The 14,685-nt window shown below is 62.7% G+C and carries 12 protein-coding genes; 1 reads left to right on the plus strand and 11 read right to left on the minus strand.

Annotated elements, in window-relative coordinates; translation table 11 throughout:
* Positions 1 to 205: 205 nt before the first annotated feature.
* The 8 genes from C4N04_RS03035 to C4N04_RS03070 all read right to left on the minus strand — a co-directional run bounded on the left by C4N04_RS03035 (position 206) and on the right by C4N04_RS03070 (position 9,820).
* Entirely contained in the window at positions 206 to 733 is a 528-nt protein-coding gene (locus tag C4N04_RS03035; protein WP_038692705.1) for a DUF6886 family protein, read from the minus strand.
* A gap of 87 nt (positions 734 to 820) precedes the next feature.
* A complete protein-coding gene (recN, locus tag C4N04_RS03040) occupies positions 821 to 2,494 on the minus strand; it encodes a DNA repair protein RecN (RefSeq protein WP_106795406.1) in 1,674 nt (557 codons plus the stop codon).
* Positions 2,495 to 2,499: 5 nt separating this feature from the next.
* Positions 2,500 to 3,369, minus strand: a complete 870-nt coding sequence (locus tag C4N04_RS03045; RefSeq protein ID WP_170961440.1) for an outer membrane protein assembly factor BamD — start codon at positions 3,367 to 3,369, stop codon at positions 2,500 to 2,502.
* A 270-nt stretch (positions 3,370 to 3,639) separates the two neighbouring features.
* Complete coding sequence (gene lpxC / locus C4N04_RS03050) at positions 3,640 to 4,596, minus strand: UDP-3-O-acyl-N-acetylglucosamine deacetylase (RefSeq protein WP_038690115.1); 957 nt, start codon at positions 4,594 to 4,596, stop codon at positions 3,640 to 3,642.
* A gap of 262 nt (positions 4,597 to 4,858) precedes the next feature.
* On the minus strand, positions 4,859 to 6,589 hold the full coding sequence (gene ftsZ / locus C4N04_RS03055; RefSeq protein ID WP_038690117.1) for a cell division protein FtsZ: 1,731 nt from the start codon (positions 6,587 to 6,589) through the stop codon (positions 4,859 to 4,861).
* A 56-nt stretch (positions 6,590 to 6,645) separates the two neighbouring features.
* A complete protein-coding gene (gene ftsA / locus C4N04_RS03060) occupies positions 6,646 to 7,977 on the minus strand; it encodes a cell division protein FtsA (protein ID WP_004668807.1) in 1,332 nt (443 codons plus the stop codon).
* Positions 7,974 to 8,906 (minus strand): cell division protein FtsQ/DivIB, encoded by a 933-nt coding sequence (locus tag C4N04_RS03065; protein WP_106795407.1) that lies wholly within the window; start codon positions 8,904 to 8,906, stop codon positions 7,974 to 7,976. The genes ftsA and C4N04_RS03065 overlap by 4 nt, the downstream gene beginning before the upstream one ends.
* Complete coding sequence (locus C4N04_RS03070) at positions 8,894 to 9,820, minus strand: D-alanine--D-alanine ligase (RefSeq protein ID WP_106795408.1); 927 nt, start codon at positions 9,818 to 9,820, stop codon at positions 8,894 to 8,896. The genes C4N04_RS03065 and C4N04_RS03070 overlap by 13 nt, the downstream gene beginning before the upstream one ends.
* Before the next feature lie 424 nt (positions 9,821 to 10,244).
* Between C4N04_RS03070 and C4N04_RS03075 the strand changes: the two genes are divergently transcribed.
* On the plus strand, positions 10,245 to 11,174 hold the full coding sequence (locus tag C4N04_RS03075) for an SDR family oxidoreductase (protein WP_106795409.1): 930 nt from the start codon (positions 10,245 to 10,247) through the stop codon (positions 11,172 to 11,174).
* 3 nt (positions 11,175 to 11,177) lie between these two features.
* Here C4N04_RS03075 and murB read toward each other — a convergent pair whose 3' ends face one another.
* The 3 genes from murB to murG are packed head-to-tail and all read right to left on the minus strand — an operon-like array spanning position 11,178 to position 14,685.
* Complete coding sequence (gene murB, locus C4N04_RS03080; RefSeq protein ID WP_038690123.1) at positions 11,178 to 12,152, minus strand: UDP-N-acetylmuramate dehydrogenase; 975 nt, start codon at positions 12,150 to 12,152, stop codon at positions 11,178 to 11,180.
* Positions 12,149 to 13,564: a UDP-N-acetylmuramate--L-alanine ligase gene (gene murC / locus C4N04_RS03085; RefSeq protein WP_038690125.1), complete on the minus strand. Its 1,416-nt coding sequence runs from the start codon at positions 13,562 to 13,564 to the stop codon at positions 12,149 to 12,151. The genes murB and murC overlap by 4 nt, the downstream gene beginning before the upstream one ends.
* Positions 13,561 to 14,685, minus strand: a complete 1,125-nt coding sequence (gene murG, locus C4N04_RS03090) for an undecaprenyldiphospho-muramoylpentapeptide beta-N-acetylglucosaminyltransferase (protein ID WP_106795410.1) — start codon at positions 14,683 to 14,685, stop codon at positions 13,561 to 13,563. The genes murC and murG overlap by 4 nt, the downstream gene beginning before the upstream one ends.

A 14,685-nucleotide genomic window follows, 5' to 3' on the forward strand; every position in this document is an offset into this window, starting at 1 on the left:
CCAGCCACGGCGCGTCTGCGCCGTGAATGACTCTCACACAGGTAAGAAGTCTCTCGCGCCCAACGACTTGGGCGCTCTGGATCCCTGTGACGAGCACAGGGATGAGGGCGATCGGGTCAGCGTTCGCGCCAAATTCATACCTCTGGGACGCTTGTCACGGCCTTCAGCGCCAGCAGGAAACACAACAGCTCGCCGCCTCGCCGGCCTATTCCCAGTCTCTCGCATTGCGCAGTCGAATGCCGCTGACATGCAGGCCGGTGTTCCAGAGGTCTTTCAACGGCCGCAGGCTATCGACTGCCCGGAGATCCACCTTGCGTGGCGCAAACTCCTGGTCGAGCCGAGACATGGCGGTCCGCTTGACGGGAACGACGCGTCTGCTGGACACCCACATGCCTGCATCCTTAAGCTCTTCGAAGCCGTCGGACGTCATTTCATAGCGGTGGATCGTCTCCGCCTCGAGCCTGTCCAACCAACGACGCTCGACGAAGGCGACGGCGCGCCAATCACCGAGCCAGCGCCGCCGTTCGGCCTCCGGCGTATCCGGCGTCCCCCACAGTAGGATACGCGGGCAGTCTCGCGGAAAGAGATACATGAAAGCATGATCATCATCGATCGCCCAGACGAGCGGGCCGTTCAGCCATTCCCGGCCAACCGGGCGAACCGAGGGAATGAGAACAGGGCGCGGCTCGAACACCGCGATATCGGGATCATCGCTGAAATGGAAAAGGCGCATGGAAAACGGATCGCGTCTGATCGGGAAGATGCGCATAGCGTGAAGCGCCGTGCTTGTCACGCTACGGCCTTAAATCGGGTTAGGCAATCAGCCGTTGCCGGCCAGCAGCCGCTTGGCGGCCGCCCTCGCCTCTTCGGTTACCGAAGCGCCGGCCAGCATGCGGGCGATCTCCTCGGTGCGGTCCGTCTGAGCCATCGTCGCCACGCGCGTGGCGATCTTTTCCGAACCGTCGTTGGTCGGCCCCTTGGAGATCAGCAGATGAGTCGCCGCCCGCGCCGCAACCTGCGGCGCATGCGTTACCGACAGCACCTGCACCCGATCGGAGAGCCGCTTCAGACGCTGGCCGATCGCATCAGCCACGGCGCCGCCCACACCGGTATCGATTTCGTCGAAGACGAGCGTCGGCGCCGACCCACGATCGGCGAGCGCCACCTTCAGCGCCAGCAGGAAACGCGACAGCTCGCCGCCGGAAGCGACCTTCATGATTGAGCCCGGCCGCGTGCCCGGATTGGTCTGCACATGGAACTCGACGACATCGATACCTTCGGCCAGCGCCTCCTGCGCATCGGTGGTGATCTCGACCATGAATCGGGCGCGTTCGAGCTTCAGTGCCGGCAGCTCAGCCATCACGGCCGCGGCCAGCGCCGTGCCGGCATGATGGCGCTTGTCGGAGAGTGCGCGTGCGGCGGTATCGTAGTTCTCCCGCGCCAGGCCGACCTCGGCTTCTAGCCGGGCGAGCTTCTCCTCGCCCGCGTCGAGATCGGCAAGATCGGCGATCATGCGAACGGCAAGCGCCGGCAGCTCGGTGACCGGCACGGAATATTTGCGCGAAGCGGCTCGCAGCGCGAAAAGCCGTTCCTCTACCCGCTCCAGCTCCCGGGGATCATATTCGGTCTTGCGCAGCGCCGCCTCGACCTCCATCTGGGCATTGGAGAGCTGATCGAGGGCGGCATCGAGCAGCGTCACCGTGTCTTCAAGCAGTCCCGGCGCCTCATGGCTCTTGCGCTCCAGCCGGCGCACCAGCGAGGCGATATGGGGCACCGGTGAGGCATTGCCGTTCAGGAATTCGGAGGCTTCGGCGATATCGCCGGCGATCCGCTCGGCCTTCATCATCTTCTGCCTGCTTTCGGCGAGTTCCTCCTCTTCGCCGTCCTGCGGCGACAGCTTCTCAAGCTCCTCGACGGAAGAACGCAGATAGTCGGCTTCACGCGCCGCACTTTCCACCTTCTCGCGATGTTTCTTCAGCGTTCGCTCGCTGTCGCGCCACAGGCGATAGAGCCGGGCGACCTCGGCAACCTCGTCGGTCAAGCCGGCGAAGGCATCGAGCAGGGTGCGGTGGGCATTGGTGTCGACAAGGGCGCGGTCGTCGTGCTGGCCATGGATCTCGACCAGCATCTGGCCGGCCTGGCGCATCAGCTGCACGCTGACCGGCTGGTCGTTGACATAGGCCTTGGTGCGCCCGTCCGCCGATTGCTGGCGGCGGAAGATCAGGTCGCCCTCGTCGTCGATGCCGTTTTCTCTGAGCAGCGCGCGAGCGCCGTGGTCCATGCCGACGTCGAACACCGCCGTCACCTGGCCCTTGTCCTCGCCATGGCGCACCAGACCACCGTCGCCGCGCCCGCCGAGCGCCAGCGAAAGACTGTCGAGCAGAATGGATTTGCCCGCCCCGGTCTCGCCCGTCAGCACGGAAAGGCCGGTCTCAAAGGCAAGATCCAGCCGCTCGATCAGGACGATATCGCGGATCGAAAGCTGGATCAGCATTGGACTTATGAACCAAGCAGGAGTTTCTTGCCTGCCGCAGCGATCCACGAGCCCTTGTTTTCACGCGGCTCGGCGCCACCGGTCTGCAGCAGCTTGTAGGAATCGGCGTACCACTGGCTGTCGGGGTAGTTGTGACCAAGAACGGCTGCCGCGGTCTGCGCCTCGTCGACGATGCCCATCGCGTAATAGGCCTCGACGAGACGGGCGAGCGCCTCTTCGATCTGGTTCGTATTCGGATATTTCTCGACGACGATGCGGAAGCGCGAAATCGCGGCGAGATATTCCTTCCGCTCCATATAATAGCGGCCGATCTGCATTTCCTTGCCGGCCAGCTGGTCGCGCGCATAGCGGATTTTCGCCTGCGCATCGTCGACATATTCGGAGTTCGGGTAATTGTCGACGACGGCCTGCATCGCTTCGATCGTCTTGGCGGAGGCGCGCTGGTCCTGCGTCACGTCGACGATCTGCTTGGAATAGGTGAGGCCGACGAGATACTGTACGTAAGCGGCATCCTGGGACTTCGGATATTGCGCCATGTAACGGTTGCCCGACGCGAGCGCATCATCGAACTTGCCCTGGCGGTATTTGACGAAGGTGCTCATCACAAGCGCCTTGCGCGCCCATTCGGAGAATGGGTTCTCGCGGTCGATGGCGTCGAACTTGCGCGCCGCTTCCGCCATGTTGCCGGCCTTCATGTTGGCAAGGCCCTGGGTGTAGAGCACATCAGGCGGATCTGTTTCCAGGCCGAGCTTGGTGATGTCGATATCGGGGTCCGACTGGCAACCAGATATAGAGGCGCCTGCGCTGAGCACCAGAAGCGATGCGAACAAAGCGCGCGCTGTCTTCATCATACCTTCAGATCCTGCATAAGCCATTCGAAAGAACCCCACTGCCGCCGCTCGCTCCACGGCAGCTACGCCTCGCTGGCGTTTCTAGCCACAAATGTGCATCGAGAGCAACGCAATGATAAGGCATTAACGCATTTTTGTGGCAGCCGCGGCCGGAAATGCCCGGCTTTTCACCTTCTTGCCGACCTGTTGCAGCTAAGCACCTGCCTTAAAATGCCTATCGCCGCAAACTTGGGGCGACACAAAAAAACCGCCTCCGGGAAAGAGGCGGCCTGGTCTTTGAGAATCGGCTGGAGGTCATGCCGACCAGGGAGCGAATTCCGCAGCGCTGACGGCGATCAATTCCCGCGCAGCGACGCGCTGGCGCGGCGTCGAGGTCTCGACCACTTCGTAAGCGGAGGGATCGGCGAGCAGCGCCTTCAGCGCATTGGCGTTCATCTTGTGGCCGCCACGATAGGAACGGTAGCAACCGATAAACTGGACGCCGGCGAGCGACAGGTCGCCGACGGCATCGAGCGTCTTGTGGCGGACGAACTCGTCCTTGGCGTAACGCAGCCCTTCGACGTTGATGACGGTGTTGTCATCCGAGATGACGACGGAATTTTCGAGCGACGAGCCGAGCGCATGGCCCGAAGCCCAGAGCCGCTCGACATCGCGCATGAAGCCGAAGGTGCGGGCGCGGGAAAGCTCGGTTTTGAAGACCGCGGCGCTCATGTCGCCGGCCCATTTCTGCCGGCCGATCAGCGGGCAGTCGAAATCGATTTCCACTTCGAAGCGTGTGCCGTCATAGGGACGGAATTCGCTCCAGGAACCGCCATGCTCGATTCGCACCGGCTTGGTGATGCGGATATAGCGACGCTTGACGCCGAGCGAGACAAGACCGACCTGCTCGATCGCCTCGACGAAAGGCAGCGAACTGCCGTCCATGATCGGCATTTCGGCGCCCTGCACTTCGATCACCACATTGTCGAGGCCGAGCGCATAGATGGCGGCCATGACATGTTCGATCGTCGCAACCGAATGCGTCGGTGAAAAGCCGAGCACTGTGCAGAGGTCGGTATTGCCGACCTGCGAGGAGACGGCCTTCAGTTCGGTGATGTCGCCATTGTCATGCAGGCGCTGGAAAACGACGCCGGTGTCCGATTCGGCCGGGTTCAGCGTGATCGAGACATTAGCACCCGAATGGACCCCGATGCCCGAGAGCGTCACGGGACGCGATACCGTCGTTTGAAAACCCAGCAAGCCAATTGCCATAAAATCTGCCTTTATTCTTCCGCTCCAGTGATCTGACCCACGGCGCGGTTATCATTCATTCTGCAGAAGGAGCCTTGTTGAGGAGTCTCCTAGGGCAGTTTCCTTGCACCATACTTACGTGCGCCGGCCCCCCAATCCAAATCACTGTTTCTTTCGCATTGTTACGAAGTCACGCAATTGAAATCGCTGGAGAATCCGAGGCCGAAAAACAGCAATGCCCGGGACCTGGATCCCGGGCATAAACGGTGCCGAAGCCCCGATCTCAGTTCGACTGGCGGCGCAGGAATGCCGGGATTTCCAGCTGGTCGTCTTCCTGCATCATCCGGGCCTGCGGAACCGCGCGACCCTGATCGTCGAGATTGCCGCGGCGCGGCGCATAGAGGCTTGCCTCCGGCGACAGCGGACGGCGCTGCTGCGAAGCAGCCGGCGGTGCGGCAGTCATGTCGGCTGCAACCGCGTCATCGTCGCGGCGTCCCAGCGAATTGGTGATTCGCTTGAGCAGACCCATTGGGCCGCGCTCTTCCTGGCCATGCGCGGAAGCCGCCTGCGTGCGGTGGTCGAGCTCGGCCTGGACGACCGGCGGGAAGTCTTCGACCTTCGGCATGCGCATCGGCTCGGGCGCCTGACGAATGACAGGCTCCTGCCGGACCGGCTGCGGCTGGATGGGCTGCTGCTGGATGGGCTGGCTCATCACCGGCTGGCTCATCACCGGCGCCGGAGCCTGCTGCGGCACCTGAGGACGCATGGCCGGAGCCTCCGGTGCAGGCGCGAAGATCTTGCTCTGCGGACGGAAGACTTCCTGCTGCGCAGCAGGCTGCTGAAGCGGTGCGGCGGCACGCGGGGCCGGAATCTCGAGCTCGCGTTCCATCTCGGCTTCGCGGATGGTCTGCGCGATCGGATCAATGGCCTTTGGTGCCTGCATCACCGGCGCAGGCTGAACTGCGGCCGCTGCCGGAGCAACAGCCGCGGAGGGACGGATAGCGGGCTTGGCAGCCGGCTGGAAGTTGCGCTCGGCAGCTTCGCTGATCGCCCGGTCGATACCGGTCGCGACGACCGAGACGCGGATGATGCCCTCGAGCGATTCGTCGAAGGTGGCGCCGAGGATGATGTTGGCGTCGGGATCGACTTCCTCGCGGATACGGGTCGCGGCTTCATCGACTTCGAAGAGCGTAAGGTCGCGACCGCCGGTGATCGAGATCAGCAGGCCCTGGGCGCCCTTCATCGAGGTTTCGTCGAGCAGCGGGTTGGCGATCGCCGCTTCGGCGGCCTGCAGCGCACGCCCGGCGCCGGAGGCTTCGCCGGTGCCCATCATCGCGCGGCCCATTTCGCGCATGACCGAGCGGACGTCGGCGAAGTCGAGGTTGATGAGACCTTCCTTCACCATCAGGTCGGTGATGCAAGCAACGCCCGAATAGAGAACCTGGTCGGCCATGGCGAACGCGTCGGCGAAGGTCGTCTTGTCGTTGGCAATGCGGAAGAGGTTCTGGTTCGGAATGACGATCAGCGTGTCGACAGACTTCTGCAGTTCCTGGATGCCCATCTCAGCGAGACGCATGCGGCGGCCGCCTTCGAAATGGAACGGCTTAGTGACGACGCCGACTGTCAGGATACCCTTGTTACGGGCGGCCTGCGCGACAACAGGAGCAGCACCGGTACCGGTACCGCCGCCCATGCCGGCGGTGACGAAGCACATATGCGTGCCGTTCAGGTGATCGACGATTTCGTCGATGCACTCTTCCGCAGCCGCGCGGCCGACTTCCGGCTGCGAACCGGCGCCGAGGCCTTCGGTAACGTTGACGCCGAGCTGGATGATACGCTCGGCCTTCGTCATCGTCAGCGCCTGCGCATCCGTGTTGGCAACGACGAAGTCGACGCCCTGGAGGCCGGCGGTGATCATGTTGTTGACGGCGTTGCCGCCACCGCCGCCGACGCCGAACACGGTGATGCGCGGCTTCAGCTCTGTGATGTCAGGCTTTTGCAGCTTGATTGTCATGGTACCTGTTCCTTCTCTCTCTGGCCGCATCGCCACGCCGGCCAATTACTCAAATTTCAGAAGCTTTCCTTCAGCCACTGGCCCATCCGGGCTATGCGGCTGTTATTTCCCCCAAGCGACATGAGCAGACCGCTCTGTGACGCATGTGTCTCCATGTCCGCGACCTGCGGATAGATCATCAGGCCGACGGCCGTCGAAAAGGCCGGACCCTTGGCCGCCGTCGGCAATCCCGAAACGCCCATCGGACGGCCGATGCGGACATTGCGGGCAAGGATGCGCCGCGCCACTTCGGCGAGGCCGGTCAGCTGGCTTGCACCGCCGGTCAAAACGACGCGCTTGCCGACGATCGGGCTGAAGCCGGAGCGCTGGATCCGGTCGCGGATCAGTTCCATCGTCTCTTCAATTCGCGCCGACACGATTCGCGAAACCAGCGCCCGCGGCACCTGCGACGGCTGATCGCGATCATCCTCGCCGATCGGCGGGATCGAGATCAGCTCGCGCTCGTCGGAGGAGTTCGAAAGTGCCGAGGCGTGCACGACCTTCAGCCGCTCCGCATCCTCGATGCGAGTCGAAAGGCCGCGCGCCAGGTCTGTGGTGACGTGATGGCCGCCGAGGCCGACGGCATCCGTATGTACGAGCTTACCTTCGGCAAAGACCGAAATGGTCGTCGTGCCGCCGCCCATGTCGATCGCCGCGCAGCCGAGCTCGACCTCGTCATCGACGAGAGCGGCAAGGCCGGATGCATAGGGCGTCGCGACGATGCCCTCGACCGAAAGATGCGCGCGGTTGACGCTGAGCTCGAGGTTCTTCAGCGCCGAGCGCTCTGCCGTCACCACATGCATGTCGACGCCGAGCGCATCGCCATACATCGCCAGCGGATCGCGGATACCGCGCTCGCCGTCGAGCGAGAAGCCCGTCGCCAGCGAATGCAGCACCGAACGGTCCTGGCGCAGCGATTGCTGGCAGGCGGCCGACAGTACCTTCTTCAAGTCGTTGAGCTCGACTTCCTGGCCGCCGAGATCGATCGTCGCCGTGTAGATGTCGCTTCCAAGGCGGCCGGCCGTCAGGTTGACGATCAGGCTCTCGACGGTCAGCCCCGCCATGCGCTCGGCCGCATCGACGGCGAGGCGGATGACGCCTTCCAGCGCGTCGAGGTCGGCGATAACGCCGGTCTTGATGCCGCGGGAGCGCTGGTGGCCGATGCCGATGATCTCGATATTGTGCGTGCGGCCCGGCAGGATCTGGCTTTCCTCGCGCGGCGTCAGCCGGCCGATCATGCAGACGACCTTGGTCGAGCCGATGTCCAGCACCGAAACGATATGAGACCGCTTCGACGAGAGCGGCTTCAGGCGCGGCAGTCCGAAATGGGATGAACCGAACAAGCTCATATATTCTGCCCCGACTTCTTCAATTCCTTCGTACGCTCCGTTACCGCCGCCTGCCGGCGGACCGCCGCTTCCGGCGTCAGCTGGATCGCGGTCCTGTCCGGCAATCTCAGATCGACCGCAGCGATGTCGCGCTCCAGCAGCTGGTGCTGCTCATCGAACTTCGAAAGTGTGGCCAGCGCCTGATCGATGCCGTCTTCCGGCAGCTTGACGATGACGCCGTTATCCATGTGCAGGTCCCAGCGACGTCCCGATATCCAGACATAGGCCTTCACGCGGGCCTTCACGTCGGGCCACTTCGAGAAGGCCTCGTCGAGCGAAGCCGCAGCCGTTTCCGCATCGCGGCCGACGACGAGCGGCAGCGACGAAAACTTGTTGTCGCGCAGCGGCGCGATGACGCTGCCGTTCTTTTCGATCAGCGAAAGCTCCTGCCCGTGCTGCCAGATCGCATAGGCTTGGCGCTCCTTGAGCTTCACCTCGATCGTCTTCGGATAGACCTTGCGGACCTCGACGCTTTCGACCCAGGGAAGATGGGCGATCTTCCGGCGAGCGGCATCGACGTCGAGCGCGACCAGCGAGGTCGTGCCGTCGAGGCCGATCAGCTGCAGGATTTCGATTTCGGAAGTTTCTGAATTGCCGGAGACCTTGACGTCCTCGATCGCAAAACCGGCGGCCGTCGTCGTCGCCTGGGCTACCGCTTCCGTGTGACCGCCGAGCGACATGCCGTAAAGCCCGGTCGCGCCTAAGAAAGCCAGCGCCGAAACCGTGCCCGTATGGGCCGGGATATAGATGCGGCCGCCGCCGAGGCTAATCAGGAAACGAGTGACGCGACGCAGTGGACGCGGCAGGACGAATCGCTCCTCGGCCTCCACGGTCGGAAGCACAGCATGATGGCTGGGACGCCCTATCCTCTTGACCGTCAACGCAAACAAGACGCGTCCTCCACCATCCACCGGAGAAATTCACCAAAGGAATAACCGGCATGACCGGCCATTTCGGGCACGAGCGAGGTTAGAGTCATGCCAGGCTGGGTATTGACCTCCAGCCAGATGATTTCGCCGTCTTCGGAGAAACGATCGTCGTAACGAAAGTCGGACCGACTGACGCCGCGACAACCGATTGCCTGATGCGCCCTTAGGGCCAATGTTTGTATTTTTTGGTAAATATTCGGTGAAATTTTCGCCGGGATGACGTGTTTTGAACCGCCCACCGCATACTTGGAATCGTAATCATAGAAATTGTGTCCCAGCGGCACCACCTCGGTGACGCCAAGCGCAGTCTCGCCCATGACCCCGCAGGTCAGTTCGCGGCCGTAGACATAGCGCTCGACAAGAACGTCCTCGCCATAGCGCCACTCGGGCGAGCTGACGACCTGCGGCGGATGCGCCTGATCTTCCGTGACGATGACGACGCCGAAGCTCGACCCTTCGCGCACCGGCTTCACCACATAGGGCGGCCTCATCGGATGCACTGAAGGAAAGGCGAAACGGTTGACGACCTGTGATTCGGCAACCGGAATGCCGGCAGCGGCAGCGACAAGCTTTGCCTTGTCCTTGTCCATCGCCAACGCCGAGGCGAGCACGCCCGAATGCGTATAGGGAATTTCCAGATATTCGAGGATGCCCTGGATGGTGCCATCCTCGCCAAAGGGCCCATGAAGCGCGTTGAAGACGACATCGGGCTTCAGCGCCGCAAGCTTCTCGGAAACGTCGCGGGCGACATCGATGCACGTCACCTTGAAGCCTTCGGCTTCGAGGGCTGCTGCGCAAGCCTTTCCCGAGGAAAGGCTGACGGGCCGTTCCGAGGAAAATCCGCCCATCAGGACAGCGACATGCTTGCGACTCATCAACACCCCCAAAAATAACTTTCACTTTTGAAAACGACGCTTGCGCGAAGCTGTCTGCGCCGTTCCGGGCCTTTGTCCGATCTGCATGCATTAGAGCATCATTATGGTTAATGAAGTGTTTACTTTCGTTAACTTCCATCTCGGAAATTGGCGATCTTTTACCTTTTGCTCATTTCGCCACCATTCCGACGCAAGCGGGGGGTGGACCGGAGCGGAGGCGAAAAATCCTGTGTCTTCAACAAGATATGGTGCCGCGCCGACCCGCGATGGCTCAGTCGAAGGACCGAGATGTCATCCCTTAACGGCCGCCGCCCGCAGGATTGATTAATGCGGAGAGCCGCAGCATGCGGTCCGCCCTGCTTTTTTATTGATGCGGGTCTGACTTCCGGTTAGCCAAGGCCGATGGATGAGCAGGGAGAAGATCATGCGATGCCTCGTCACCGGCGCTGCCGGCTTCGTCGGTAGTCCACTTGTCAAACGGCTGCACGCAGAGAAGATTTGTGATCTGGTGGTCACCACCAGATCCCAAACGTCTGCCTTTCCTGATGATGTCAGGCATTTTCCGATAGACATAACCGACAGGACCGACTGGGCGGCGGCACTTGCAGGTGTCGACGTCATCCTCCATCTTGCCGCCCGCGTTCACATCATGAACGACCGCGCAGCCGATCCGCTGGCGGAATTCCGCCGGACCAACACCGCCGCCACACTCAACCTTGCCGAACAGGCGGCCCGCGCCGGCGTGAAGAGATTCGTCTTCGTCAGCACCATCAAGGTCAATGGCGAAGAGAACGATCGGCCGTTCCGGCATAACGACACGCCGAAGCCGATCGATCCTTACGGCATTTCGAAGCTTGAAAGCGAAATCGGTCTGCGCGAAATCGCCGCCCGCACCGGTATGGAAATCGTCGTCATCCGCCCGCCGCTGGTCTATGGGCCTGGCGCAAGAGGTAACTTCGCCCTTCTTGTCGGCCTCGTCCGCAAGCGGATACCGCTCCCCTTCGCTTCACTGAAGAACCGCCGCACATTGGTGGCTGTGCAAAATCTCGTCGATCTGATCATCACCTGCGCGGCGCATCCGGCCGCCGGCGGCGGGATTTTCCTCGCTGGAGATGGTGAGGACCTGTCGACTCCGGAGCTCATCCGGGGAATCGCTGCGGGGCTCGGCGTCAAGCCGATGCTGGTCCCCTTCCCGTCTGCATTGCTGCACATGGCGGCGAAGGCTGTCGGGAAGGAGGCCGTCTATCAACGCCTTTGCGGTTCGCTGCAGGTCGACATATCCGAGGCACGCAAGGTTCTCGGCTGGACGCCGGTCGTCACGCCGCGCCAAGGCCTGAAACTGGCGGTGAAGTAGCCGTTATTCGCTAGTGACGCCCTGGAACGGACGCACTTCGCGGCCGGGCATGAAGACACCGAGGCGCTTGATTTCCCATTCGAGCTTGATGCCATCTTTCTCGAAGACCTCGCGGCGCACCTGCTCGCCAAGATATTCGAGATCGTAGCCGGTCGCCTGCCCCATATTGATCATGAAGTTGCAGTGAAGCGACGACATCTGCGCGCCACCGATGACGAGGCCGCGGCAGCCCGCCTCGTCGATCAGCTTCCAAGCCGAGTGGCCGGGCGGGTTCTTGAAGGTCGAGCCGCCGGTCTTCTCGCGCACCGGCTGCACCGTCTCGCGATGATTGCGCACGGCATCCATCTCGGCGCGGATCTGGGCGCGATCCTCTGGATAGCCCTCGAACAGCACCGAGGTGAAGATAAGGTCGGCAGGGGCTGCGGAATGCCGGTAGGAATAGCCCATCTCGGCATTGGAAAGCACATGCTTGTTGCCCTTGCGGTCGACCGCGTTGACCTCGATCAGCCGCTCGCGCGTCTCCACCCCGTTGGCGCCGGCATTCATGCGCGCCGCGCCGCCGATGGCGCCGGGAATGCCGTAGTAGAAATGGAAGCCGCCGATGCCGTTGTCCATCGCCATCGCCGCGACATGCTTGTCCGGGCAGATGGCGCCGGCAAGGATGCGGTTTTCACCGGCCAGCTCGACGAAGCCGAAGCCCTTGGCGGACAGGCGCAGCACGACGCCGGGAATGCCGCCGTCGCGCACCAGGATATTGGAGCCGACGCCGATCACCGTCAGCGGCACCTCTTCCGGCAGGATCTTCAGGAAGGCGATGAGATCGTCGACATCATGCGGCTGGAACATCAGCTCGGCGAGCCCGCCGGCCCTGAACCAGGTGACGCGGTCCATGGGGGCATCCGGCGTGATGCGACCGCGGATATCCTTTACACCGTCTCCGAGAGACGCGAGAAGCTTTTCCCCATTCACCTGTTTCATGCGGACTTTCCCGATAGGCCTTCCAGTTGTCTGGGCAGTGCCGCTGCCCAGGATGTGATGCTCCCAGCCCCCAACAGAACCACGAAATCACCAGGCTTTGCAACCTCTGCAACCATCTCAGGCAGAAGCTCGGCCGAAGACAGGAAGCGGGCGTCGCGATGGCCGCCGGATTTGATGCGGGAGACGAGCGACGTGGAGTCGACGCCTTCGATCGCATCCTCGCCCGCAGCATAGACGGGCGCCAGCAAAATGCTGTCGGCATCGTTGAAGCAGGCAGCGAATTCCTCGAACAGGCTTGCGAGGCGGCTGTAGCGGTGCGGCTGGTGAACGGCGATGATGCGGCCCTTACAGGCTTCGCGGGCGGCGCGCAGCACCGCCTTGATCTCCACCGGATGGTGGCCGTAATCGTCGAAGATCTGCACCCCGTTCCATTCGCCCGTCAAGGTGAAGCGGCGCTTGACGCCGCCGAAGGAGGCAAGCCCCTTGGCAATGTCGGCGCTCGATATGCCGAGCCGGTTGGCAACGGCGATCGCCGCCGTCGCGTTGGAAATATTGTGCCGCCCAGGCATCGGCATGACCAGCCCCTTGAGCTCGGTCACCTGGCCGGTGCGGCGGCGGCGGATCTCGACATCGAAAATCGAGCGCGTACCGTCGATGCGCACATTCTTGAAGCGCACGTCGGCCTGTGGGTTCTCGCCATAGGTGATGATCTTGCGGTCCTCGATGCGGCCGACCAGCGACTGCACCTCGGGATGGTCGAGGCACATGACGCCAAAACCGTAAAACGGCACGTTCTCGACGAACTGCCGGAAGGCGGCGCGCACGGCATCGAAATTGCCGTAATGATCAAGATGTTCGGGATCGATATTGGTGATGACGGCGACATCTGCCGGAAGCTTCAGGAAGGTGCCGTCCGATTCGTCGGCCTCGACCACCATCCACTCGCCCTCGCCCATGCGGGCATTGGTGCCGTAGGCGTTGATGATGCCGCCGTTGATGACGGTCGGGTCGAGCCCGCCGGCCTCGAGCAGGGTCGCCACCAGCGAGGTCGTCGTCGTCTTGCCGTGGGTGCCGCCGATGGCAATCGCATTGCGGAAGCGCATCAGCTCGGCAAGCATTTCGGCGCGGCGCACCACCGGCAGCAGCTTTTCACGGGCGGCGATAAGTTCCGGATTGCTCTTCTTGATCGCCGTCGAGACGACGACGACTTCGGCATCACCCAGATTTTCAGCCCGATGGCCGACGAAGACTTCGATGCCCTTGTCGCGCAGGCGCTGGACATTGGCGCTGTCGGCCTGGTCCGATCCCTGCACCTTATGGCCGAGATTGTGCAGCACCTCGGCAATGCCGCTCATCCCGATGCCGCCAATGCCGATGAAATGGACGAGACCGATCGCCTTCGGCAGTTTCATGCGCGTGTCCTCTTGAATTCTGAGACTGTCTTGCCGGCGGCAATAGCCTCAACCATGTCGGCAAGCAAGTTCGCCGCATCCGGTTTCCCGGCAAGCTTCGCAGCCGCCGCCATGTGCGACAGCTTTTCCGGATCGTTCATCACATGGCTCAGTATAGAGGCGATGCGTTCAGGCGAAAGCTCGGACTGAGCGATCACCTTGGCGCCGCCGGTCGCAGCCAGTGCGGCGGCGTTCGCCGCCTGATCATGATCGAGCGCATGCGGATAGGGCACCAGGATGGCCGGACGGCCGATGACGGAGATTTCCGAAGCCGTGGAAGCGCCGGAGCGGCAGATTACCAGATGCGCTTTGGCAAGACGCTCAGCCATGTCGTTGAAAAACGGCGCGATATCCGCACCCATCTGCAGCTGCGCCACACAGCCGCGAACCATCTCCATGTCCTCCGGCCGAACCTGCTGGGTCACCCTGAGCCGCGCCCGCAGCCCGTCGTCGAGCAGGCTGATTGCCGTTGGCATGGCCTTGGAGAAATACTGCGCGCCCTGGCTGCCGCCGAAGACGACGAGATTGAACGGCTCGCCGGGCTGGGAAGGCTGATACGGCTGTTCGGCCGCGGCAAGGATCGCAGGACGCACCGGATTGCCGGTCGCAACCGTCTTGTCGGAAATAACATCGCCGCTTTCCTGCAGAAAGCCGCCGGCAATCGCCTTGACGCGCGGGGCCAGCGCCTTGTTGGCGCGCCCCATGACGGCATTCTGCTCATGCAGCATCGAGGCAATACCGAGCCGCGTGGCGGCCAGCAGCGGCGGCACGGTGGGGTAACCGCCGAAACCGACCACGATAACGGGCTTTAGCCGCTGGATCAGCTTCTTGGCCGCCCGCATGCCGCTCCAGAGGGTCCACAGCGAGCGGGCGACGGCGACAGGGTTCTTCGAACCGATCGTCGCCGACGGTACAACGTGGATCTCCTCGGCGGGGAACTTGCCGGCATAACGCTCGGCCCGGCTGTCGGTGACGAGATGCACCGAATAGCCGCGCTCCTTCAGCTTGAAGGCCAGCGCCTCCGCCGGGAACACATGGCCGCCGGTTCCCCCGGCGGCAAGCAGCACGATGCCTTTGCTCAT

The organism is Rhizobium sp. H4, assembly GCF_003013335.1.
In the GTDB taxonomy this organism is placed as follows: Bacteria; Pseudomonadota; Alphaproteobacteria; order Rhizobiales; family Rhizobiaceae; genus Rhizobium; species Rhizobium sophoriradicis.

Excerpts from the sequence above, each read along its gene's own strand:
- ftsZ (WP_038690117.1), bottom strand. The coding sequence starts at position 6,589 with ATGACAATCAAGCTGCAAAAGCCTGACATCACAGAGCTGAAGCCGCGC.
- murC (WP_038690125.1), bottom strand. The coding sequence starts at position 13,564 with ATGAAACTGCCGAAGGCGATCGGTCTCGTCCATTTCATCGGCATTGGC.
- murG (WP_106795410.1), bottom strand. The coding sequence starts at position 14,685 with ATGAGCAAAGGCATCGTGCTGCTTGCCGCCGGGGGAACCGGCGGCCAT.
- lpxC (WP_038690115.1), bottom strand. The coding sequence starts at position 4,596 with ATGGCAATTGGCTTGCTGGGTTTTCAAACGACGGTATCGCGTCCCGTG.
- C4N04_RS03045 (WP_170961440.1), bottom strand. The coding sequence starts at position 3,369 with ATGGCTTATGCAGGATCTGAAGGTATGATGAAGACAGCGCGCGCTTTG.
- C4N04_RS03075 (WP_106795409.1), top strand. The coding sequence starts at position 10,245 with ATGCGATGCCTCGTCACCGGCGCTGCCGGCTTCGTCGGTAGTCCACTT.
- C4N04_RS03035 (WP_038692705.1), bottom strand. The coding sequence starts at position 733 with ATGCGCCTTTTCCATTTCAGCGATGATCCCGATATCGCGGTGTTCGAG.
- C4N04_RS03070 (WP_106795408.1), bottom strand. The coding sequence starts at position 9,820 with ATGAGTCGCAAGCATGTCGCTGTCCTGATGGGCGGATTTTCCTCGGAA.
- recN (WP_106795406.1), bottom strand. The coding sequence starts at position 2,494 with ATGCTGATCCAGCTTTCGATCCGCGATATCGTCCTGATCGAGCGGCTG.
- ftsA (WP_004668807.1), bottom strand. The coding sequence starts at position 7,977 with ATGAGCTTGTTCGGTTCATCCCATTTCGGACTGCCGCGCCTGAAGCCG.
- murB (WP_038690123.1), bottom strand. The coding sequence starts at position 12,152 with ATGAAACAGGTGAATGGGGAAAAGCTTCTCGCGTCTCTCGGAGACGGT.